Source organism: Nonomuraea sp. NPDC004186 (assembly GCF_053603495.1).
In genome coordinates this window covers 90080-106403 of the sequence record NZ_JBSGFQ010000030.1, presented here as the reverse complement: position 1 = coordinate 106403, position 16324 = coordinate 90080, and the positions used below count along the sequence as shown (strand labels likewise).

The window sequence follows — 16324 nt, the reverse complement described above, 5'->3', positions numbered from 1 at the left end:
CCGCTGGCAGGAAGCGGGATGCGAGGGGGAGAGATTGGTGGAGAGTAGCAGCGAGCGTCTGCTGACCCCAGGAGAGGTTGCCGCCCTCTTCCGGGTAGACCCAAAGACGGTTACACGCTGGGCTGCGGCAGGCCGCATCAGCAGTATCCGCACCCCCGGAGGGCATCGGCGGTTCCGCGAGTCGGAAGTGCACGCCCTTCTACGTGGCGAGGACGTTTTGACGGCCGACAGGCCGGCAGGTGAGTCCCCGCGCGTCTGACCGTGCAGACGGTGATCCTGCGACGGCAGGATCACCGCCGGCGCGCCCCACTGTTCGCGTGCTTTCGGCCACACTTCCGTCCGGCAGCATGAGGCGGCGCCAACCGCCGACCGTGGTTGGCGCCTGTCTGGTCGCCTCAGGCGTCCTCCTGCCGCGCCTTGAAGGCCAGGAACTCACGCTCCAGTTCGTCGTTCTCCTTCTCCCACTCGTTGCGGCGCTCGGCCAGCTCCTCCTCTGTCAGCGCCTCCGGCAACAACTGGTCGTAGTCCGGATCACCGGGCAGCACCTCGACGTACGCGTTCCCGATCAGACGCCCGTCTTCGCTGGTCAGGCTCTGCGGCACGCGCAGGGTCCCGTCCGCGAGCCGGATGACGTACATGTCCGATCACCTAGATTCCGTAGCGCCGGTTGAAGAAGAGCATGATGTCCAGCGCCATCCGCGTGTCTCCCCCGAGCATGTCCACGAGGGCCGGACGCTGGCGGGAGGCGATGGCGGCGAAGGCATCGGCGAAGAACTCCTTACGGCCGAGCCCCCCGCCCTGGCGGTGGAACGTCGAGGCCAGCAGCGGCATGGCCGTGTCGTAGAGGCGGACGAACTCAGGGGAGTCGGAGACCCAGCCGCCGTACGCCGAGTCGATGTCGTCGATGGCATGGCCGACCTCGTGCATCATAACGTCCGGGGTCGGTGACGGGCGGTCACCCACGACGATCTTCCGGTCGCCGTACGCGCCCGCGCAGATGTCCCAGGTGGCGCGGCCCGACGGGAGCGGGGCGCCGCGTAAGTAGCCCATGTCGTCGAGGTCCGGGACGCCGCCGCGGCCGACGTAGATGCCCTCCAGCCCGGCCGCGAGCTTCTCCTTCAGCCGCTCCGGCAGGCGGGCGAGGCTCTCCACGGCGCGTACGACGTCCGCCGACGGCGGTCCCTGCCTGGCGTCCCACTGGCGGTGCAGGATGGACTCCAGCTTGCCGCAGTGGCGCAGGCCGTCGCCCATGGACGGGATGCCGGGCCGGTTGGGCTGGGCCCTGGGCTGGTCGTCGAGCTCGAAGTCGTACCAGGTGTAGCGGGGGCGTTCGACCACGGCGGCCGGCAGTCGCTCGCCGCGCTCGCGCAACGAGAACCCGTCCCAGCTCGTCTCGGAGGGCCGTCGTACCTCGTCGCCCGGCCACGCCATCCGCTCACCCCGCTCATTACCCGGCCATCTCGATCCCTCGCGCTCTCCAGGTCGCTCAGGCTGGCCTCTGGGCACGTCGGGCCCCCGCCCGCGCTTCTTGCGTGCCTTGGCGTCCGCGCGGCTCTCAAAGGGCTTCTCACGGGCGTTGAACCAGACGGAACGGTCCGCGTCGGGGGGCGCCTCGCCGCGCCGCGAGAAGAGGTACGATCCGCGCCGCCACCAACGGCCGCGCCGATGCCGGCCCTTGTCACCAGACGCCTTGGAGTCAGAAAAGGCCATCGCACCTCTCAACGCCCGTGGAGTCCGGCGACTTCGCCGCATCGGCCTCCACGGTACGACGCATGTCTTCCCCTAGTCACCTGAAACGGGACATCGGGAAGCACGATCACGTCGCGGATGGCTTACAGTTCAGGAATGGCAGGTGTACTGATCGGCCTGGCGCTGCTGGTCTTCTGGCTCTTCTCGCTGTTCGACGTGGTCACCGCACCGGAAGATGAGGTTCGGAACGTACCAAAAGCCCTGTGGATCCTGATCGTCGTCCTGATCCCCGTGCTCGGCGGTCTGGTCTGGATGGCGCGCGGCCGCCCGCGGGCCCCGCGCGCCGCGTGGCCGGTGCCCCCTGGGCCGGGCATGCCCAAGGGGCCGGACGACGACCCCGACTTCCTGCGTGACCTCGACCGCCGCATGCGTGGCGACGACGTCTGAGCCGATCAGACGTCGGCGTAGCTGTGCAGGCCGCTGATGAAGATGTTGACGCCGATCAGGTTGAACATCAGGCAGGCGAACGCCACCAGCTGCACGATCGTCGCGGCCCTGCCCCGCCATCCGGCCGTCACCTTGGCGTGCAGGTAGGCGGCGTAGGCCACCCAGGTGATGAACGACCAGACCTCCTTGGGGTCCCAGCCCCAGTAGCGGCCCCACGCCCGGTCGGCCCAGAGCGCCCCCGCGATCACCGCGAACGTCCACAGCGGGAACGAGAACACGATCGCCCGGTGCGCCACCCGCTCCAGGTCGGCCCGCGAGGGCAGGCGTGACAGCCCGTCACCGCGCACCAGGTAGAGGACCCCGGCGACGCCGGCCAGCGTGAACAGGCCGCTGGCGATGATGGCGGCGGTGACGTGGATGGCGATCCAGTACGAGTCCAGCGCGGGCACCACAGGCCCGGCCGCCGTGTAGAAGAACTTGACCGCCAGGCCGAGCCCGAGGGCCGCCGTGATCATCACGAAGGCGCCGAGGAAGCGTACGTTGAAGCGGATCTGGGTGCCGAGGAACGCGGTCACGGCGGCGAAGCAGATGGCCACCACGAACTCGTACATGTTGCCCCACGGCCACCGGTCCACGGACATGCCGCGGGTGGCGATGGCGGCGAAGTTGGCCGCCCAGCCGATCCAGGCGAGCACCAGGGCCACCTTGCCGGCCCTGGTTCCCCCATCTGACGGCTCCTTGGCCTCCGGGGTGGCGGCGACCACGCCGTCGGCTGAAGGCCCCCCACCCGCTCCGACCGCGACCGGCTGCTTGACCTCGGACCGCTCGACGGCGGCCGCCTTGTCCGGCCGGGACCTGCCGAAGGCGAGCTCGATCGCGAACCCGACCATGGCGAGGAAGTAGAGCAGAACGGCGGCGACGACGAAAAGGTCGCTCAGCTCCGCGAGTTGCTCAGCGGACATCCTTTTCTCCTGCGGCTAGAACCTTGACGATGTCGGCGAACTCCTCGGCGAAGCCCGCCGCGGAGCCTTCAGTACGGGTCAGGCCGCCCACCTCGACCACGCCGTTCCCGATCCGCACGAACACCCGGCGGCGGCGGATCATCAGGGACAGCGCGATGGAGACGACGGCCGTGGCGGCGAAGACCAGCACCGGCATGCGACCGGGGTCGTAGGCCGTCTGGAGCGTGATCCACTCCTTGACCCCGGTGAACTCCAGCTTGCCCGCCCCCTTGGGCAGGTCGATGGACTGGCCGACGGCGAGCGGCTTGGGCACGCTCTTGCCCATGATCAGCGGGGTGAGCTTCTTCATGAGCTCGGGCGGCGCGAGCTCGTACACCGACCGCGGCTGGCCGGAGCGCAGCCCCAGGTCGCCGGTGAAGGCCCCGACGAGCTGCACCTCGGGGTTGAGAGAGCCGGGGAAGGCCGAGGCGTACGTGCCGTCCGTGAGCGGCACGCTGGTGGGCAGGAACTGCAGCAGGAACCCGAGCTGCGCCGGCTCGGCGTCGGGCACCTTGACCACGCATCCCGAGGTCATCGTGCCCTTGGCCTCGATGAGGCACGGCACCGGGCCCTCGAAGGCGACCTGCCCCTTGCCGTCGGTGACCTTGAAGACGGGGGCGTAGCCGTTGCCGATCAGGTACGTCTGCGTGCCGTTGATCTCCAGCGGGTCGTTGACCTTGAGGTCGTACTCGCGGGCGGGCGACCCCGGCGAGTCGTTGACCTTCAGGCGGGCCGTGTAGTCGAGCGCCTGGCCCCGCTTCTCGCCCGTCACCTGGTAGGCGACCTTGAAGTCCTCCAGCTGGAAGGAGAACGGCTCCAGCGACTCGGCCGAGACCTGGTTGCCCGGGATGAACCGGTCGTAGGCGGCCACCGTGTTGGCGAAGCCGTCGCCCTCGACGACCAGGACGTTGCCGCGGTAGCCGAACAGCGAGCCGAAGCCGACCGCGAACAGGATGCCCAGCAGGGCGACGTGGAAGAACAGGTTTCCGGTCTCGCGCAGGAAGCCCTTCTCGGCCGACACCCACCCGTCGCCGGTCACGACGCGGAAGCGCAGCTTGCGCAGCCGCGCGGCGGCCCCTCCGACCTCCAGATCGCTCTCGAAAGAGGCGAAGTGCGGCAGGCGGGAGACGTTCTTCGGCGCGGCAGGCGGCTTGCGGCGCAGCTCGCGCAGGTAGGTGGAGGTGCGCGGGATGATGCAGCCGATCAGCGAGGTGAACAGCAGCAGGTAGATCGCCGCGAACCAGACCGAGGTGAACACCTCGAAGAGCTGGAACCTGTCGTACCACTCGGCCAGCGTGGGGCTCTTCTCGTAGAGCTGCGCCACCTTGTCGGGATCGACGCCGCGCTGCGGCACCAGCGAGCCGGGCACCGAGGCGAGCGCGAGCAGGAAGAGCAGGATCAGCGCCGTCTTCATCGAGGTGAGCGTGCGCCAGCCCCACCGCAGCCAGGCGACCGGCCCGAACCCCGCCTGCTGCGCCGCCCGCTCCCTCTCCTCCAGCTCCTTGACGCTCATCAGATCACCGGTACGAATCCGCCGATGAGGCCCTGCATGGCAGCGATCATCTCTCCCCACAGCCCGGTCACGAGCAGCACCCCGACGGCCACCATCATGCCGCCGCCGATCCTGGTGATCAGGCGCGAGTGCTTGCGGATGGCCCGGAACGTGCGCAGGGCCCTGCTGTACGCGAGCGCCGCACCCACGAACGGCAGCCCGAGGCCCAGCGCGTACGCGACGGCCAGGAGGGCGCCACGCGCGGCGCTGCCCTCGTTGAGCCCGAGCGCCAGCACGACGGCCAGCGTGGGCCCGATGCACGGCGTCCACCCCAGCCCGAACACCACGCCGAGCAGCGGCGCCCCGGCCAGCCCCGCTGCGGGCACCTTGTGGATGCGCACGTCGCGCATCAGCCCGGGGACGAGCCCCAGGAACGCGAGCCCGAGCAGGATGGTCAGCACCCCGAGCACCCGCGTGATGATCTCGATGTGGCCCAGCATGACCGAGCCGAGCCCGCCGAACAGCGCCCCGCTGAGCACGAACACCAGCCCGAACCCGGCCACGAACAGCACCGTCCCCAGCACGAGCCGCCCCCGCTTGGGGTCGGCGCTCATGCCGGTCACGTACGACAGGTAGCCCGGCACCAGCGGCAGCACGCACGGCGACAGGAACGACACGACCCCGGCCAGCACCGCGATCGGCACCGCGAGCAGCAGCGAGCCCGAGGCCACGACGTCACTCATCGCGCACCTTGGTCACGGTGTTGAGCAGGTCGGTGTACTTGACCGCGCCGAGCGCCCTGGCGGCGATCCTGCCCTGCTTGTCGATGATCAGGGTGGACGGGATGGCCGCCGGCGGCACCGTGCCCTGGAAGGCCAGCGCCACCTTGCCCGGCTGGTCGAAGATGTGCGGGTAGCCGGTCTTCTCGGTGCGCTCGAACGCCAGCGCGTCGGCCTGGCGGTCCTTGAAGTCGACGCCGATGAACTCCACGCCGCCGGCCTTGGTCTTGGCCGCGACCTCCTTGAGCACCGGCGCCTCCGCCCGGCACGGCCCGCACCACGACGCCCAGAAGTTGATCACCACGACCTTGCCCTTGTGCGCGGCCAGCGAGGCGGTGGCGCCGTCGAGGGTCGGCCCCTGGATCGCGGGCGCGGCCTTGCGATCGGCCGCGTCGAACACCTGCATCTTCCCGTCGCCGGCGACGAAACGGGTGTCGCCGGCGAGTGGCTGGCCGCCCTGGTTGCCCGCGCAGCCCGCGACCAGCAGACCCAGGAGGACGAGAGAGATGGACTTGGCGCGCACGGAGGAAGATCTCCTTGTACTACAACCGGTAGAGCTTGCAACTCTACCGGCGAGCCCCCTCGCTCCGGACATCAGGCCCCGGGAACGGACGGACCGGTCTGAAGCGACCCCGCCGGCTCGCTGTAGCCGATGCTGACGAGGCGGTCGCCGTCGAAGGAGAGGGTGGTGAGGCTCGCCAGCGCGCACTGCCTGCGCCGCGGATCGTGCCAGAGCCGGCGGCCCTCGGCGGCCGACCTGATCGTCCAGATGGGGAGCTGGTGGCTGACGAGCACCACCTCGTGCCCGCGTGCGGCCGCCCTGGCGTCGTCGATCACCGACTTCATGCGCCTGACGATCGACGGGTACGGCTCACCCCAGGACGGGCGCAGCGGGTTCCAGAAATAGCGGTAGTTGCGCGGGTTGCGCAGGATCGCCAGACCCTGGCCCACCGGGCGGCCTTGGAGCAGGTTGCCCGCCTCGATCAGGCGCTCGTCCTGGACGACGTCGAGACCGAGCTTCTCGGCGAGGGGCGCGGCGGTCTCGAGGGCGCGCTCGAGCGGGGAGCTGTAGATGGCGACGATGTCACGGCCGCCCACGGCCTTGGCGACCGTCTCGGCCATGAGCTTTCCCGTCTCGGACAGGTGGTAGCCCGGGAGCCTGCCGTACAGGACGCCGGCGGGATTGTGCACCTCGCCGTGGCGCAGCAGGTGGACGACGGTGGTTTCAGCCATGGTGTGGCCCAGCCTATCCGCTCCCCCTCTATGAGCAGCGTGAGGCCCGGCGGCTCAGTTGACGGCCCAGGCGTTCTCCTGCTTCCTGCTCGCCTCGGCCAGCGCCTCCACCATGGCCCTGATCGCGGGACGGCGCGCCGCGTCCGTGCGCCACACGGCGTAGATCCGCCGCGTCTGGCGCGGCATGATCGGCACGAGCCGCACGCCGTCCGGCACGCAGTCCCGGCCGAGCCGCGGCACGATCGCGCACCCCAGCCCGCCCGCCACCAGCGCGAGCTGGGTCGGGTACTCGTCGGCCATGCACGCGATCACGGGCTCCACCGAGGCGTTGCGCAGGGTGAAGACGAGCCAGTCGTGGCAGACGGTGCCGGGAGACCCGCTGATCCAACGGTCGTCGCGGAGCTGGGCGAGCTCCAGCTCCCTGCTGTGGGCCAGCGGGTGGTCGGCGGGCACCGCGATGTCGGCCACGTCGTCGAGCAGCGTGGCCCTGGACAGGCCTTCGGGCAGGGCCATGGGCCGGTTGAGCCAGTCCTGGATGACGCCCAGGTCCAGCTCGCCCCTGGACACCTCGCGCACCACCCGCTCCGGCTCGCGCTCGCTGAGCTGGACCCACAGGTCGGGGTGGCGCTCCCGGAGCGAGACGAGCGCGCCGGGCATGAGGCCGCGCACGGCGGTGGGGAAGGCCGCGATGTTCAGCCGGCCGACGACCTCGCCGCGCAGCGCCTCGAAGTCCGCCTCGGCGGTCTCGACCAGGGCGAGGATGCGCTCGGCGTGCTCGGCCAGGAGGCCTGCCGCGTCCGTGAGGCGCACGCCGCGCCCGTTGCGCTCCATGAGTCTGGCGCCGGTCTCGCGCTCCAGCTTGGCGATCTGCTGGGAGACCGCCGAGGGCGTGACCATGAGCGCGTCGGCGGCCGCGCCGACCGACCCGTAGACATGGACCGCATGAAGGGCCTTGAGCCGGTTCAAGTCCAACATGTAAGTCATCCTAAATGGTTTAGCGTAGAAAGTCTCGCTTGTCGTTGAATGTGTAGCGGATGAAAATAGATGCATGAGAATCCTTAAGACGAAGAAGCAGCAGCCGAGCTCCGTGTCCTACCTCAAGGTCCTGGCCGAGCAGGCTCGCGACCAGCGCATCCGCTACGAGAAGCCCGCTCGCTGAGTGCGACCCCGCCACCTCGCCCTTGCCATCGGCCTCGCGGCCGTGTGGGGCTTCAACTTCGTGGTCATGCAGGCCGGCCTGCGGCACTTCCCGCCGCTGCTGTACGCGGGCATCAGGTTCGCCCTGGCGGCGTTCCCCGCCCTGCTGTTCGCCGGCCGCCCGGGAGTCCCGTGGCGCTGGGTCGCGGGGGTGGCGGCCACCATCGGGGTCGGCCAGTTCGGATTCCTGCTCGTGGGCATGCGAGCGGGCATGCCGGCCGGACTGACCTCACTCGTCCTGCAGATGCAGGCGATCTTCACCGTGTTGTTCGCGGTGACGCTGCTCAAGGAGCGGCTCACCGCCCGCCGCGTGCTCGGGCTGGGCGTCGCCTTCGGCGGCCTGGCCCTGGTCGCGCTCGACTTCGGGGTGTCGGGCCCGCTCGGGGCCTTCGCCCTCTGCCTGGCCGCAGCGGCCGCCTGGGGCCTCGGCAACGTGGTTCAGCGCAAGGCCGCGCCGCCCGATTCGTTCCGCTTCATGGTCTGGGTGAGCGCCTTCTCCGCGATCCCGCTCCTGCTCCTGTCGCTCTGGCTGGAGGGTGTGCCGGTGCTGGACCCGGCCGCTGAGGGCTGGCTCTCGCTCCTGTACGTGGCGTTCGTCTCCACGCTCGGCGGCTTCGGCGTCTGGGGCTGGCTCCTGCGCCGGTACGACGCCTCCACGGTGGCGCCGTACACGCTGCTGGTGCCGGTGTTCGGCATGTCTTCGGCGGCGCTGGTGACCGGCGAGCCGATCTCCTGGCCGAAGCTGGTGGCGGCGGCCCTGGTCATCTCGGGCGTCCTGTACGCGGGCACGAAGCCCCGCCGCGCACTCGTCACCGCCCCTTAGAGCACGGCGGCAGCCGCCTTCGCCGCCGCGGGCAGCGCCTCGGCCACGCGGCTCAGCGCCTCCTCGTCGTGGGAGGCCGACAGGAACCAGGCCTCGTACGCCGACGGCGGCAGATAGACGCCCTGGTCGAGCATCGCGTGGAAGAACGCGGTGAACGCGGCCGTGTTCTGCGTCTTGGCCTCGGCGAAGTTCGTCACCTCGGCGTCCGTGAAGAAGATCGAGAACAGGTTGCCAGCCCGCTGCAGCCGGTGCGGCACCCCGGCGGCGGACAGCGCCTCGGAGGCCGCGTCGCCGACGGCGAGGGCCGCGGCGTCCACGCGCGCGTAGGCCTCGGCGTCCAGGGCGCGCAGCGTGGCCAGGCCGGCGGCGCAGGCCAACGGGTTACCGGACAGCGTCCCGGCCTGGTAGACGGGCCCCTCGGGCGCGAGCAGGGCCATCACCTCGGCCCGTCCCCCGAAGGCCGCGGCGGGCAGGCCGCCGCCCATGACCTTCCCGAACGTCATCAGGTCGGCCTCCACCGGCTCCAGGCCGTACCAGCCCGCGGGCGAGACGCGGAACCCCGTCAGCACCTCGTCGACGATGAGCAGCGCGCCGTGGGCCGTGCACAGCTCGCGCAGGCGCGCGTTGAACCCGTCCTTGGGCGGGACGATCCCCATGTTCGCCGGGCAGGCCTCCGTGATCACGCACGCGACCTCGACCTCCGCGAAGGCCGCCTCGACGGCCTCGATGGAGTTGTACGGCAGCACGATCGTGTCCGCCGCCGACGCCCCCGTCACGCCCGGCGTGTCGGGCAGCCCGAACGTCGCCACCCCGGACCCGGCCGCGGCCAGCAACGCGTCGACGTGCCCGTGGTAGCACCCGGCGAACTTGATCACCTTCGACCGCCCGGTGAACCCCCTGGCCAGCCGCACCGCGCTCATCGTCGCCTCGGTGCCCGAGCTGACCAGCCGCACCTTCTCGACCGGCGCCACCCTGGCGACGATCTCCTCGGCCAGCTCCACCTCGCCGGGGGTGGCGGTGCCGTAGGAGAACCCGTGGGCCACCGCGCCCGACACGGCCTCGACGACCGCGGGGTGCCGATGCCCGAGGATCATGGGGCCCCAGGAGCACACCAGGTCGACGTACCGGTTGCCGTCGACGTCGGTGATGTGGGGGCCCTGGCCGGAGACCATGAAGCGCGGCGTCCCGCCGACCGCGCCGAACGCGCGCACCGGCGAGTTGACACCCCCGGGCACGATGCGGCGGGCGCGGGCGAACAGGTCCTCGGAGTTCTGTGTACGGCTCACCCGACCCAGGTTAGCCGGGACACACAGCGCCCTTCGGAGCGGGCACCACGAGGGCCGTGCTCAGTCGGCCAGCCACTCCAGGATGCGCAGCGGGTCGGGCAGCGGCTGCCCGTTCGGGGGCCGGAGCCAGGAGACGGGCTGCCCCGTGGGGAGGGTCGAGGGGGGCGCGAGGACGTAGCTGTCGCGGCAGTGCCACCGCAGCCCCGGCGTGTCGTCGATCGTGGCGGGGTCGCAGTCGAGCTGGCACGACCACCACTCGTCCTCGTCCTCCGGATTGCCCCGCGTGGCCACATAAAACAGGACCCGGTCGCCGTTGGCGGCGACCGGGCCCGGGTGTGCTCCGGCGTTGTCGATCCGGGTGAGGGCCGACAGGCCGATGGCGAGCGGTACGTCGAAGACGTCGAACACGCGTCCGGTGGGCAGGATCACGTTGGCCTCGGGCTCGGCGTGCCACCAGCGCGTCAGCAGCGCCGTGTCCGTCGTGGCCTGCAGGTGCCAGGCGGGCGAGAGCGGATGGGCGCCCGGGTCGGGACAGCCGAGGCGGTCGCAGGAGCAGGCGCGCGGCCCGTGACGCAGCGGATAAGCCCCCGGCACGACGGGCCACCCCATGGCGGCGTATTCGAGCACGGTGCCGATGCGTGTCGGCCGCGACCGTTTTCTGGTACGCCGAGCCAGTGGTACCCCCACCATTGGTGTCTCCCGTCGAGTCCCCACAGTGCCTGAAGAGGTCCCGGCTCCGGGCAGCCATACGCGCCACGCGGGACACACCAGCACTTGTCATCGCACTCTAACGCACACGCCCCACGAGTTGACGGGAAACCCCTTGGTTAGCCGCGATGGATCCGCAGCGTAGCGAGGACATCCATCGCGGCACGCGAGCGGAAGCTCGCCAATCAGATGCGCGATGGATCCGCAGCGTAGCGAGGACATCCATTGCGGCCCGCGAGCGGAAACCCGACGATCAGATGCGCCGCGCCACTTCCGTCGCCCAGTACGTGAGGATCATGTCGGCCCCGGCGCGCTTGATCGCGACCAGCGATTCGGTGATCATGCGGTCCCGGTCCACCCAGCCGTTGGCCGCGGCCGCCTCGATCATGGCGTACTCGCCGCTGACCTGGTATGCCGCCACCGGGACGTCCACCTCGCCACGCACGCGGGTGATGACGTCGAGGTAGGCCCCCGCCGGCTTGACCATGACGGCGTCGGCGCCCTCGGCGAGGTCGAGCCGGACCTCGCGCAGCGCCTCCTCCAGCGGCCCGGCGGGGTCCTGCTGGTGGGTGCTGCGGTCGCCGAACTGCGGCGCGCACTCGGCGGCGTCGCGGAACGGCCCGAAGAAGGCGGACGCGTACTTCACCGAATAGGACAAGATCGGGACATTTTCATAACCGGCCCCGTCCAGGGCGGAGCGGATCGCCCCCACCTGGCCGTCCATCATCCCGCTCGGCGCCACCATCTGCGACCCCGCGGCGGCCTGGGCCACCGCGATCGAGGCGTAGCGCTCCAGCGTGGCGTCGTTGTCCACGTCACCGGACGGGGTGAGGATCCCGCAGTGCCCGTTGTCGGTGAACTCGTCGAGGCAGGTGTCGGCCATGACCACGACCGCGTCGCCGACCTCGGCGTTCACGTCACGCAGCGCCACCTGCAGGATCCCGTCGGGATCGTCGGCGGCCGAGCCCCGCGCGTCCTTCACCGCGGGGATCCCGAACAGGATGATCCCGCCGACGCCCGCCTCCGCCGCCTCGTGCGCGGCCTTGCGGAGCGAGTCGCGGGTGTGCTGGAAGACGCCCGGCATCGAGGCCACGGGGTGCGGCTCGGCGAGGCCCTCCTTGACGAAGGCGGGCAGGATCAGGTCGGCGGCGTGCAACCTGGTGCCCGCCACCATCCGGCGCAGGGCGGGGCTGCGACGCAGCCGCCGCAGCCGGGCCACAGGGTACTGCGCGGTCATACGCCACTCCTCAATCGCGAGAACGCGAAGACTAAGAATTCACCTGGCTCTTCTCCTGGCGCCCCGGCGGTTCTGCGACGGCCGGCGCGGGGTGTCGCCCGCCGCCAGCGCCGCCTGGCGCTGCTTGGCCCCGTATTCGGCCACCGCGGCGGCCAGGGCGGAGGCCGACGGCTTGTCGGCCATCACGTCGACCCGGAGCCCGAACTCCTCGGCCGTCTTGGCCGTCTGCGGCCCGATGACGGCGATCACCGTGACGTTGTGCGGCTTGCCCGCGATGCCCACCAGGTTGCGCACGGTGGACGAGGACGTGAAGAGCACGGCGTCGAAGCCGCCGCCCTTGATCGCCTCGCGGATGGGCGCGGGCGGCGGCGCGGCCCGCACGGTGCGGTACGCGGTGACGTCGTCGCACTCCCAGCCCAGCTCGGTGAGCCCGGCCACCAGCGTGTCGGTGGAGATGTCGGCCCGCGGCAGCAGCACCCGGTTGATCGGGTCGAGCATCGAGTCGTACGGCGGCCACTCGGCCACCAGCCCCTCGGAGGACTGCTCCCCCGACGGCAGCAGGTCGGGCTTGACCCCGAACTCGACCAGGGCCTGCGCGGTCGCCTCGCCCACGGCCGCCACCTTGAGCCCGGCGAAGGCCCGCGCGTCGAGGCCGTACTCCTCGAACTTCTCGCGCACCGCCTTGACCGCGTTGGCGCTGGTGAAGGCCACCCACTCGTAGCGGCCCGTGACGAGCCCCTTGATGGCGCGGTCCATCTGCTGCGGCGTGCGGGGCGGCTCGACCGAGATGGTCGGCACCTCCTCGGGCACCGCGCCGTACGCGACGAGCTGCTCGGACAGGCTGCGCGACTGCTCCTTGGTGCGAGGCACCAGCACCCGCCAGCCGAACAGCGGCTTGGTCTCGAACCACGACAGCTTGTCACGCAGCCCCACGGCCTCGCCGACCACGATGAGCGCCGGCTCGGTGAACCCGGCGTGCTTGAGGTCGGGCTGGAGCCGGCCGAGCGAGGACACGACGGTGTACTGCTCGGTGGTGGTGCCGCCGCTGCTGACCGCGACGGGCGTGGTGTCGGGCTTGCCGCCCGCGATGAGCGCCTTGCCGATGGCCACGGCGTCGCCGATGCCGTTGTAGATCACCAGGGTGCCGCGGCAGGCGGCGTGCGCGGCCCAGTCCTGGTCCTGCGCGGCGTCCACGACCCGGAACTCGGGGACGGCGCTCGCGGCCGGGATGCCCGCGTAGGTGAGGACGGCGGTCGCGGGCGGCACGCCGGGAACGATCTCGAAGTCCACCTCCGCCGCGGCGCAGGCCGCGACCTCCTCGGTGATCGAGGAGAACAGCATCGGGTCGCCCTCGCACAGGCGCACCACGAGCTGCCCGTGCTTGGCCCGCTTGACCAGGTCGTCCTCGACGACCTCGACGCCTTCGCGGCAGTGGCGCAGCAACGGGCGGTGTTCTTCGTCGCCGAGCACCACGGCGTCGGCCTTGGCGAGCAGCTCGGCGGCGCGGAGCGTGAGCAGGTTGGGATCGCCGGGTCCCGCGCCCACGAAGGCGACGAATCCGGAGGTTGGACTATCGGAGCTCAATGGGAATGCTCCCCCATCAATCTGTCGGCTCCTTCGGCGATCATCTCGGCCGCCAGGAGGCGGCCCAGGTTCGCGGCCTCCGAAGGAGATCCGGCGGCGGACTTGCGGACCGCCTCGCGGCCGTCGATGGCGACGACCACGGCGGTCAGGTTCAGAGTGTGCCCGTCATCGGCCGCGAAAGCACCCACCGGAGCGGCGCAACCAGCCTCGAGAGCCGCCAGTACGGCTCGCTCGGCGGTCACCGCGGAGCGCGTGCGCGGGTCGTCGAGAACACTCAGGAACTCGATGAGGTCGGCCCTGTCGGACCTGCACTCCACGGCCAGCGCGCCCTGACCGGGAGCCGGCAGCAACTCCTCCACCTCGAAGATCTGTGCGATTTCGGCGTCACGGCCGATCCTGGTCAGGCCGGCCGAGGCCAGCACGACCGCGTCGAGCTCACCTGAGGTTACCTTGCCGATACGCGTGTCGGCGTTGCCGCGGATCGGGACGTACTCCAGGTCGGGCCGGAGCGCGCTCAGCATGGCGACCCGGCGCGGCGATCCGGTGCCGACCCGGGCGCCGGGCGCCAGGTCGGCGAACTTGCGCGGGCCGACCAGCGCGTCGCGGTGGTCGTGCCGGGCCGGGATCGCCGCCAGCGTGAAGCGCGGGTCCTGCTTGGTCGGCAGGTCCTTCAGCGAGTGGACGGCGAAGTCGACCTCGTCCTCCATGAGCTTGTCGCGCAGCGCGCTGACGAACACGCCCGTGCCGCCGAGCTGCGCGAGGTGGGCCTTGGTCACGTCGCCGAACGTCGTGACACCCACCAGTTCGACCGCGCGCCCGGTGAGCCGCGTGTAGTCGTCGGCCACCATCTGGGACTGCGTGGTGGCCATCAGGCTCCGGCGCGTCCCCAGCCGCAGAGCTCCCGACATCACAGCTCCACCTCCCTCACGGCCTCGGGCATCTTCGGATCGAGATTGAACAGCTCACGCAGCGCTTCCGCATAATGATCGCCGCCTGGGCAGGTGGCGAGTTGCTTGACACGCACCGTGGGCTCGTGGAGCAGCTTGTCGACGACCCGCTGCACGGTCATGGCGACCTCGTCGCGCGCCTTCTCGTCGAGGTCGGGCACCCGCATGAGCAGGCGGCCGAGCTCCGACTCGACCACGCTCGCCGCCTTGCTGCGCAGCGCCACCACGGTCGGGGTGACCTTGGCGGCCCGCTCCGCGTCGAGGTAGGCGCGGAGCTCCTCGGCCACGAGCGCGCGGACGGACTCGACGGCGTCGCCGCCGCGGGAGCCGATCCCGGACTCCTGGATGGTCTCCAGATCCACCAGCGTAACGCCGGGGACGGCCCGCACGCCCGGGTCGATGTCGTGCGGCAGCGCCAGGTCCAGCAGGAACGCCGGCCGGCTCAGCATGTCGGGCGTGATGACGTGGCGCCCGGCGCCCGTGCAGGTGATGACGATGTCGGCCCCGGCCAGCTCGTCGGCCACGGCGGCGAAGCCCACCGCCCGGCCGCCGACGGACTCGGCCAGCCGCGCGCCGCGCTCGTACGTACGGTTGGCCACCACGATGTCGGTGACCCCGGCGCGCGCCAGCGTGGCGGCGGCCAGCGAGCTCATGGAGCCCGCCCCGACCACCAGCGCCCGCCGCCCGGCCAGGTCGCCCGCCAGGGCCAGGCCGGCGGAGACGAGGGAGGCGCCCGCCTTGTCGATGCCGGTCTCGTGGTGCGCCCGCTTGCCGACCCGCAGCGCCTGCTGGACCAGCTCGTTGAGGGTGGCGCCGACGGTGCCGTGGCGCTGCGCCAGCTTGAGCGCCTGGCGGACCTGGCCGAGGATCTGGCCCTCGCCCAGGACCATGGAGTCGAGCCCGCACACCATGGAGAACAGGTGCTCGACGGCCCGCTCCTCGTAGTGCACGTAGAGGTGCGGCGTCAGCTCCTCGACCGGGACGCCCGAGTGGACGCCGAGCAGGCCGCTGACGGCGGTGACGGCGGCGTGGAAGCGGTCGACCGTGACGTAGACCTCGACCCTGTTGCAGGTCGAGACCACCATGGCCTCCGCGACGCAGGGATCCTGCTGCACGTCGTACAGGAGTTTGGCGAGCGCGTCACCCGTGATCGAGACGCGCTCCAAAAGCGCCACCGGAGCGGTCCGGTGGCTGAGTCCGATAGCCAGAACACTCATTGACTGTCCACCGCCATGAGTGGCCCCCCAGCCTTGCGTTGCTCGTGGAACGCGAGAATCTGCAGTTCGATAGATAGGTCGACTTTACGGACATCGACGCCGTCCGGGACGGAAAGCACAACTGGGGCGAAGTTCAGGATGCTGGTCACGCCCACGGAAATCACACGATCGCACACTTCCTGCGCCGCTGCCGCCGGTGTCGCCAGAACCACGATCGAGACTCCACGCCGCTTGATGACGGCTTCCAGTTCGTCGATGTGCTCAACATTCAACCCCGCGATGGTGTCGCCCACGACTCCGGGGTCGGCGTCCACGAGCGCCGCGACGCGGAAGCCCCTGGAGACGAAACCGCCGTAGTTGGCCAGCGCGCGGCCGAGGTTACCGACTCCGACGATCGCGACCGCCCAGTCTTGCGTCAGGCCGAGCTCGCGGGAGATCTGGTAGACGAGGTACTCGACGTCATAGCCTACGCCGCGCGTGCCGTACGAGCCGAGGTGTGACAGATCCTTGCGGAGCTTGGCCGAGTTGACGCCGGCGGCGACGGCCAGGTCCTCGGAGCTGACGGTCGCGATGCCCCGCTCGGCCATCCCGTGCAGCGCCCGGAGGTACAACGGAAGCCTGGCGACCGTCGCCTCGGGTATGCCGCGGTCACGGGGCTGGGACGGGCTCTTCACGTGCCGGAGC

Annotated in this window: 18 protein-coding genes; 3 read left to right on the top strand and 15 right to left on the bottom strand. The window is 70.9% G+C overall.

Annotated features, from left to right (window positions below):
- Nucleotides 1-37 precede the first annotated feature (37 nt).
- Nucleotides 38-259: a BldC family transcriptional regulator gene (locus tag ACWEPL_RS24660; RefSeq protein ID WP_026214226.1), complete on the top strand. Its 222-nt coding sequence runs from the start codon at nt 38-40 to the stop codon at nt 257-259.
- A 136-nt stretch (nt 260-395) separates the two neighbouring features.
- On the opposite strand, the gene ACWEPL_RS24655 is transcribed toward ACWEPL_RS24660, so the two are convergent.
- Nucleotides 396-638, bottom strand: coding sequence for a hypothetical protein (locus ACWEPL_RS24655; RefSeq protein ID WP_350739826.1), 243 nt, complete (start codon nt 636-638; stop codon nt 396-398).
- Nucleotides 639-648: 10 nt separating this feature from the next.
- Nucleotides 649-1431 carry a hypothetical protein gene (locus ACWEPL_RS24650; RefSeq protein WP_225963881.1) on the bottom strand — a complete coding sequence of 261 codons (783 nt, stop codon included), beginning with the start codon at nt 1429-1431 and terminating at the stop codon, nt 649-651.
- 414 nt (nt 1432-1845) lie between these two features.
- On the opposite strand from ACWEPL_RS24650, the gene ACWEPL_RS24645 reads away from it, so the two are divergent.
- The gene (locus tag ACWEPL_RS24645) at nt 1846-2136 is read left to right on the top strand and encodes a PLD nuclease N-terminal domain-containing protein (protein WP_185069979.1); all 291 of its coding nucleotides are present in this window, start codon (nt 1846-1848) and stop codon (nt 2134-2136) included.
- 5 nt (nt 2137-2141) lie between these two features.
- Here the strand turns inward: ACWEPL_RS24645 and ccsB are convergent, their stop codons facing one another.
- The 6 genes from ccsB to ACWEPL_RS24615 all read right to left on the bottom strand — a co-directional run bounded on the left by ccsB (nt 2142) and on the right by ACWEPL_RS24615 (nt 7616).
- Nucleotides 2142-3098 carry a c-type cytochrome biogenesis protein CcsB gene (gene ccsB / locus ACWEPL_RS24640; RefSeq protein WP_363976742.1) on the bottom strand — a complete coding sequence of 319 codons (957 nt, stop codon included), beginning with the start codon at nt 3096-3098 and terminating at the stop codon, nt 2142-2144.
- On the bottom strand, nt 3088-4650 hold the full coding sequence (gene resB, locus ACWEPL_RS24635) for a cytochrome c biogenesis protein ResB (protein ID WP_363976744.1): 1563 nt from the start codon (nt 4648-4650) through the stop codon (nt 3088-3090). The genes ccsB and resB overlap by 11 nt, the downstream gene beginning before the upstream one ends.
- Nucleotides 4650-5372, bottom strand: a complete 723-nt coding sequence (locus tag ACWEPL_RS24630; protein ID WP_350739815.1) for a cytochrome c biogenesis CcdA family protein — start codon at nt 5370-5372, stop codon at nt 4650-4652. The genes resB and ACWEPL_RS24630 overlap by 1 nt, the downstream gene beginning before the upstream one ends.
- Nucleotides 5365-5931, bottom strand: coding sequence for a TlpA family protein disulfide reductase (locus ACWEPL_RS24625; RefSeq protein WP_452437537.1), 567 nt, complete (start codon nt 5929-5931; stop codon nt 5365-5367). Before ACWEPL_RS24625 ends, ACWEPL_RS24630 begins: the two co-directional genes overlap by 8 nt.
- Nucleotides 5932-6002: 71 nt before the next feature.
- On the bottom strand, nt 6003-6641 hold the full coding sequence (locus ACWEPL_RS24620; RefSeq protein ID WP_363976749.1) for a histidine phosphatase family protein: 639 nt from the start codon (nt 6639-6641) through the stop codon (nt 6003-6005).
- 54 nt (nt 6642-6695) lie between these two features.
- On the bottom strand, nt 6696-7616 hold the full coding sequence (locus ACWEPL_RS24615) for a LysR family transcriptional regulator (RefSeq protein WP_363976752.1): 921 nt from the start codon (nt 7614-7616) through the stop codon (nt 6696-6698).
- A gap of 184 nt (nt 7617-7800) precedes the next feature.
- Between ACWEPL_RS24615 and ACWEPL_RS24610 the strand changes: the two genes are divergently transcribed.
- Nucleotides 7801-8661 (top strand): EamA family transporter, encoded by an 861-nt coding sequence (locus ACWEPL_RS24610; protein WP_452437536.1) that lies wholly within the window; start codon nt 7801-7803, stop codon nt 8659-8661.
- Here ACWEPL_RS24610 and hemL read toward each other — a convergent pair.
- The 7 genes from hemL to ACWEPL_RS24575 all read right to left on the bottom strand — a co-directional run bounded on the left by hemL (nt 8658) and on the right by ACWEPL_RS24575 (nt 16314).
- Nucleotides 8658-9947 (bottom strand): glutamate-1-semialdehyde 2,1-aminomutase, encoded by a 1290-nt coding sequence (hemL, locus tag ACWEPL_RS24605; RefSeq protein ID WP_363976758.1) that lies wholly within the window; start codon nt 9945-9947, stop codon nt 8658-8660. The two genes, ACWEPL_RS24610 and hemL, sit on opposite strands and share 4 nt — an antisense overlap.
- 60 nt (nt 9948-10007) lie before the next feature.
- Nucleotides 10008-10637 carry a bifunctional DNA primase/polymerase gene (locus ACWEPL_RS24600; protein WP_364253611.1) on the bottom strand — a complete coding sequence of 210 codons (630 nt, stop codon included), beginning with the start codon at nt 10635-10637 and terminating at the stop codon, nt 10008-10010.
- A gap of 271 nt (nt 10638-10908) precedes the next feature.
- The gene (hemB, locus tag ACWEPL_RS24595) at nt 10909-11892 is read right to left on the bottom strand and encodes a porphobilinogen synthase (RefSeq protein ID WP_452437535.1); all 984 of its coding nucleotides are present in this window, start codon (nt 11890-11892) and stop codon (nt 10909-10911) included.
- A gap of 39 nt (nt 11893-11931) precedes the next feature.
- Complete coding sequence (locus tag ACWEPL_RS24590; RefSeq protein WP_350739792.1) at nt 11932-13476, bottom strand: bifunctional uroporphyrinogen-III C-methyltransferase/uroporphyrinogen-III synthase; 1545 nt, start codon at nt 13474-13476, stop codon at nt 11932-11934.
- Nucleotides 13473-14384 carry a hydroxymethylbilane synthase gene (gene hemC, locus ACWEPL_RS24585; RefSeq protein WP_363976767.1) on the bottom strand — a complete coding sequence of 304 codons (912 nt, stop codon included), beginning with the start codon at nt 14382-14384 and terminating at the stop codon, nt 13473-13475. Before hemC ends, ACWEPL_RS24590 begins: the two co-directional genes overlap by 4 nt.
- Nucleotides 14384-15640 carry a glutamyl-tRNA reductase gene (locus tag ACWEPL_RS24580; protein ID WP_350739787.1) on the bottom strand — a complete coding sequence of 419 codons (1257 nt, stop codon included), beginning with the start codon at nt 15638-15640 and terminating at the stop codon, nt 14384-14386. The genes hemC and ACWEPL_RS24580 overlap by 1 nt, the downstream gene beginning before the upstream one ends.
- The gene (locus ACWEPL_RS24575) at nt 15637-16314 is read right to left on the bottom strand and encodes a redox-sensing transcriptional repressor Rex (protein ID WP_350739785.1); all 678 of its coding nucleotides are present in this window, start codon (nt 16312-16314) and stop codon (nt 15637-15639) included. The genes ACWEPL_RS24580 and ACWEPL_RS24575 overlap by 4 nt, the downstream gene beginning before the upstream one ends.
- Nucleotides 16315-16324: the final 10 nt, after the last annotated feature.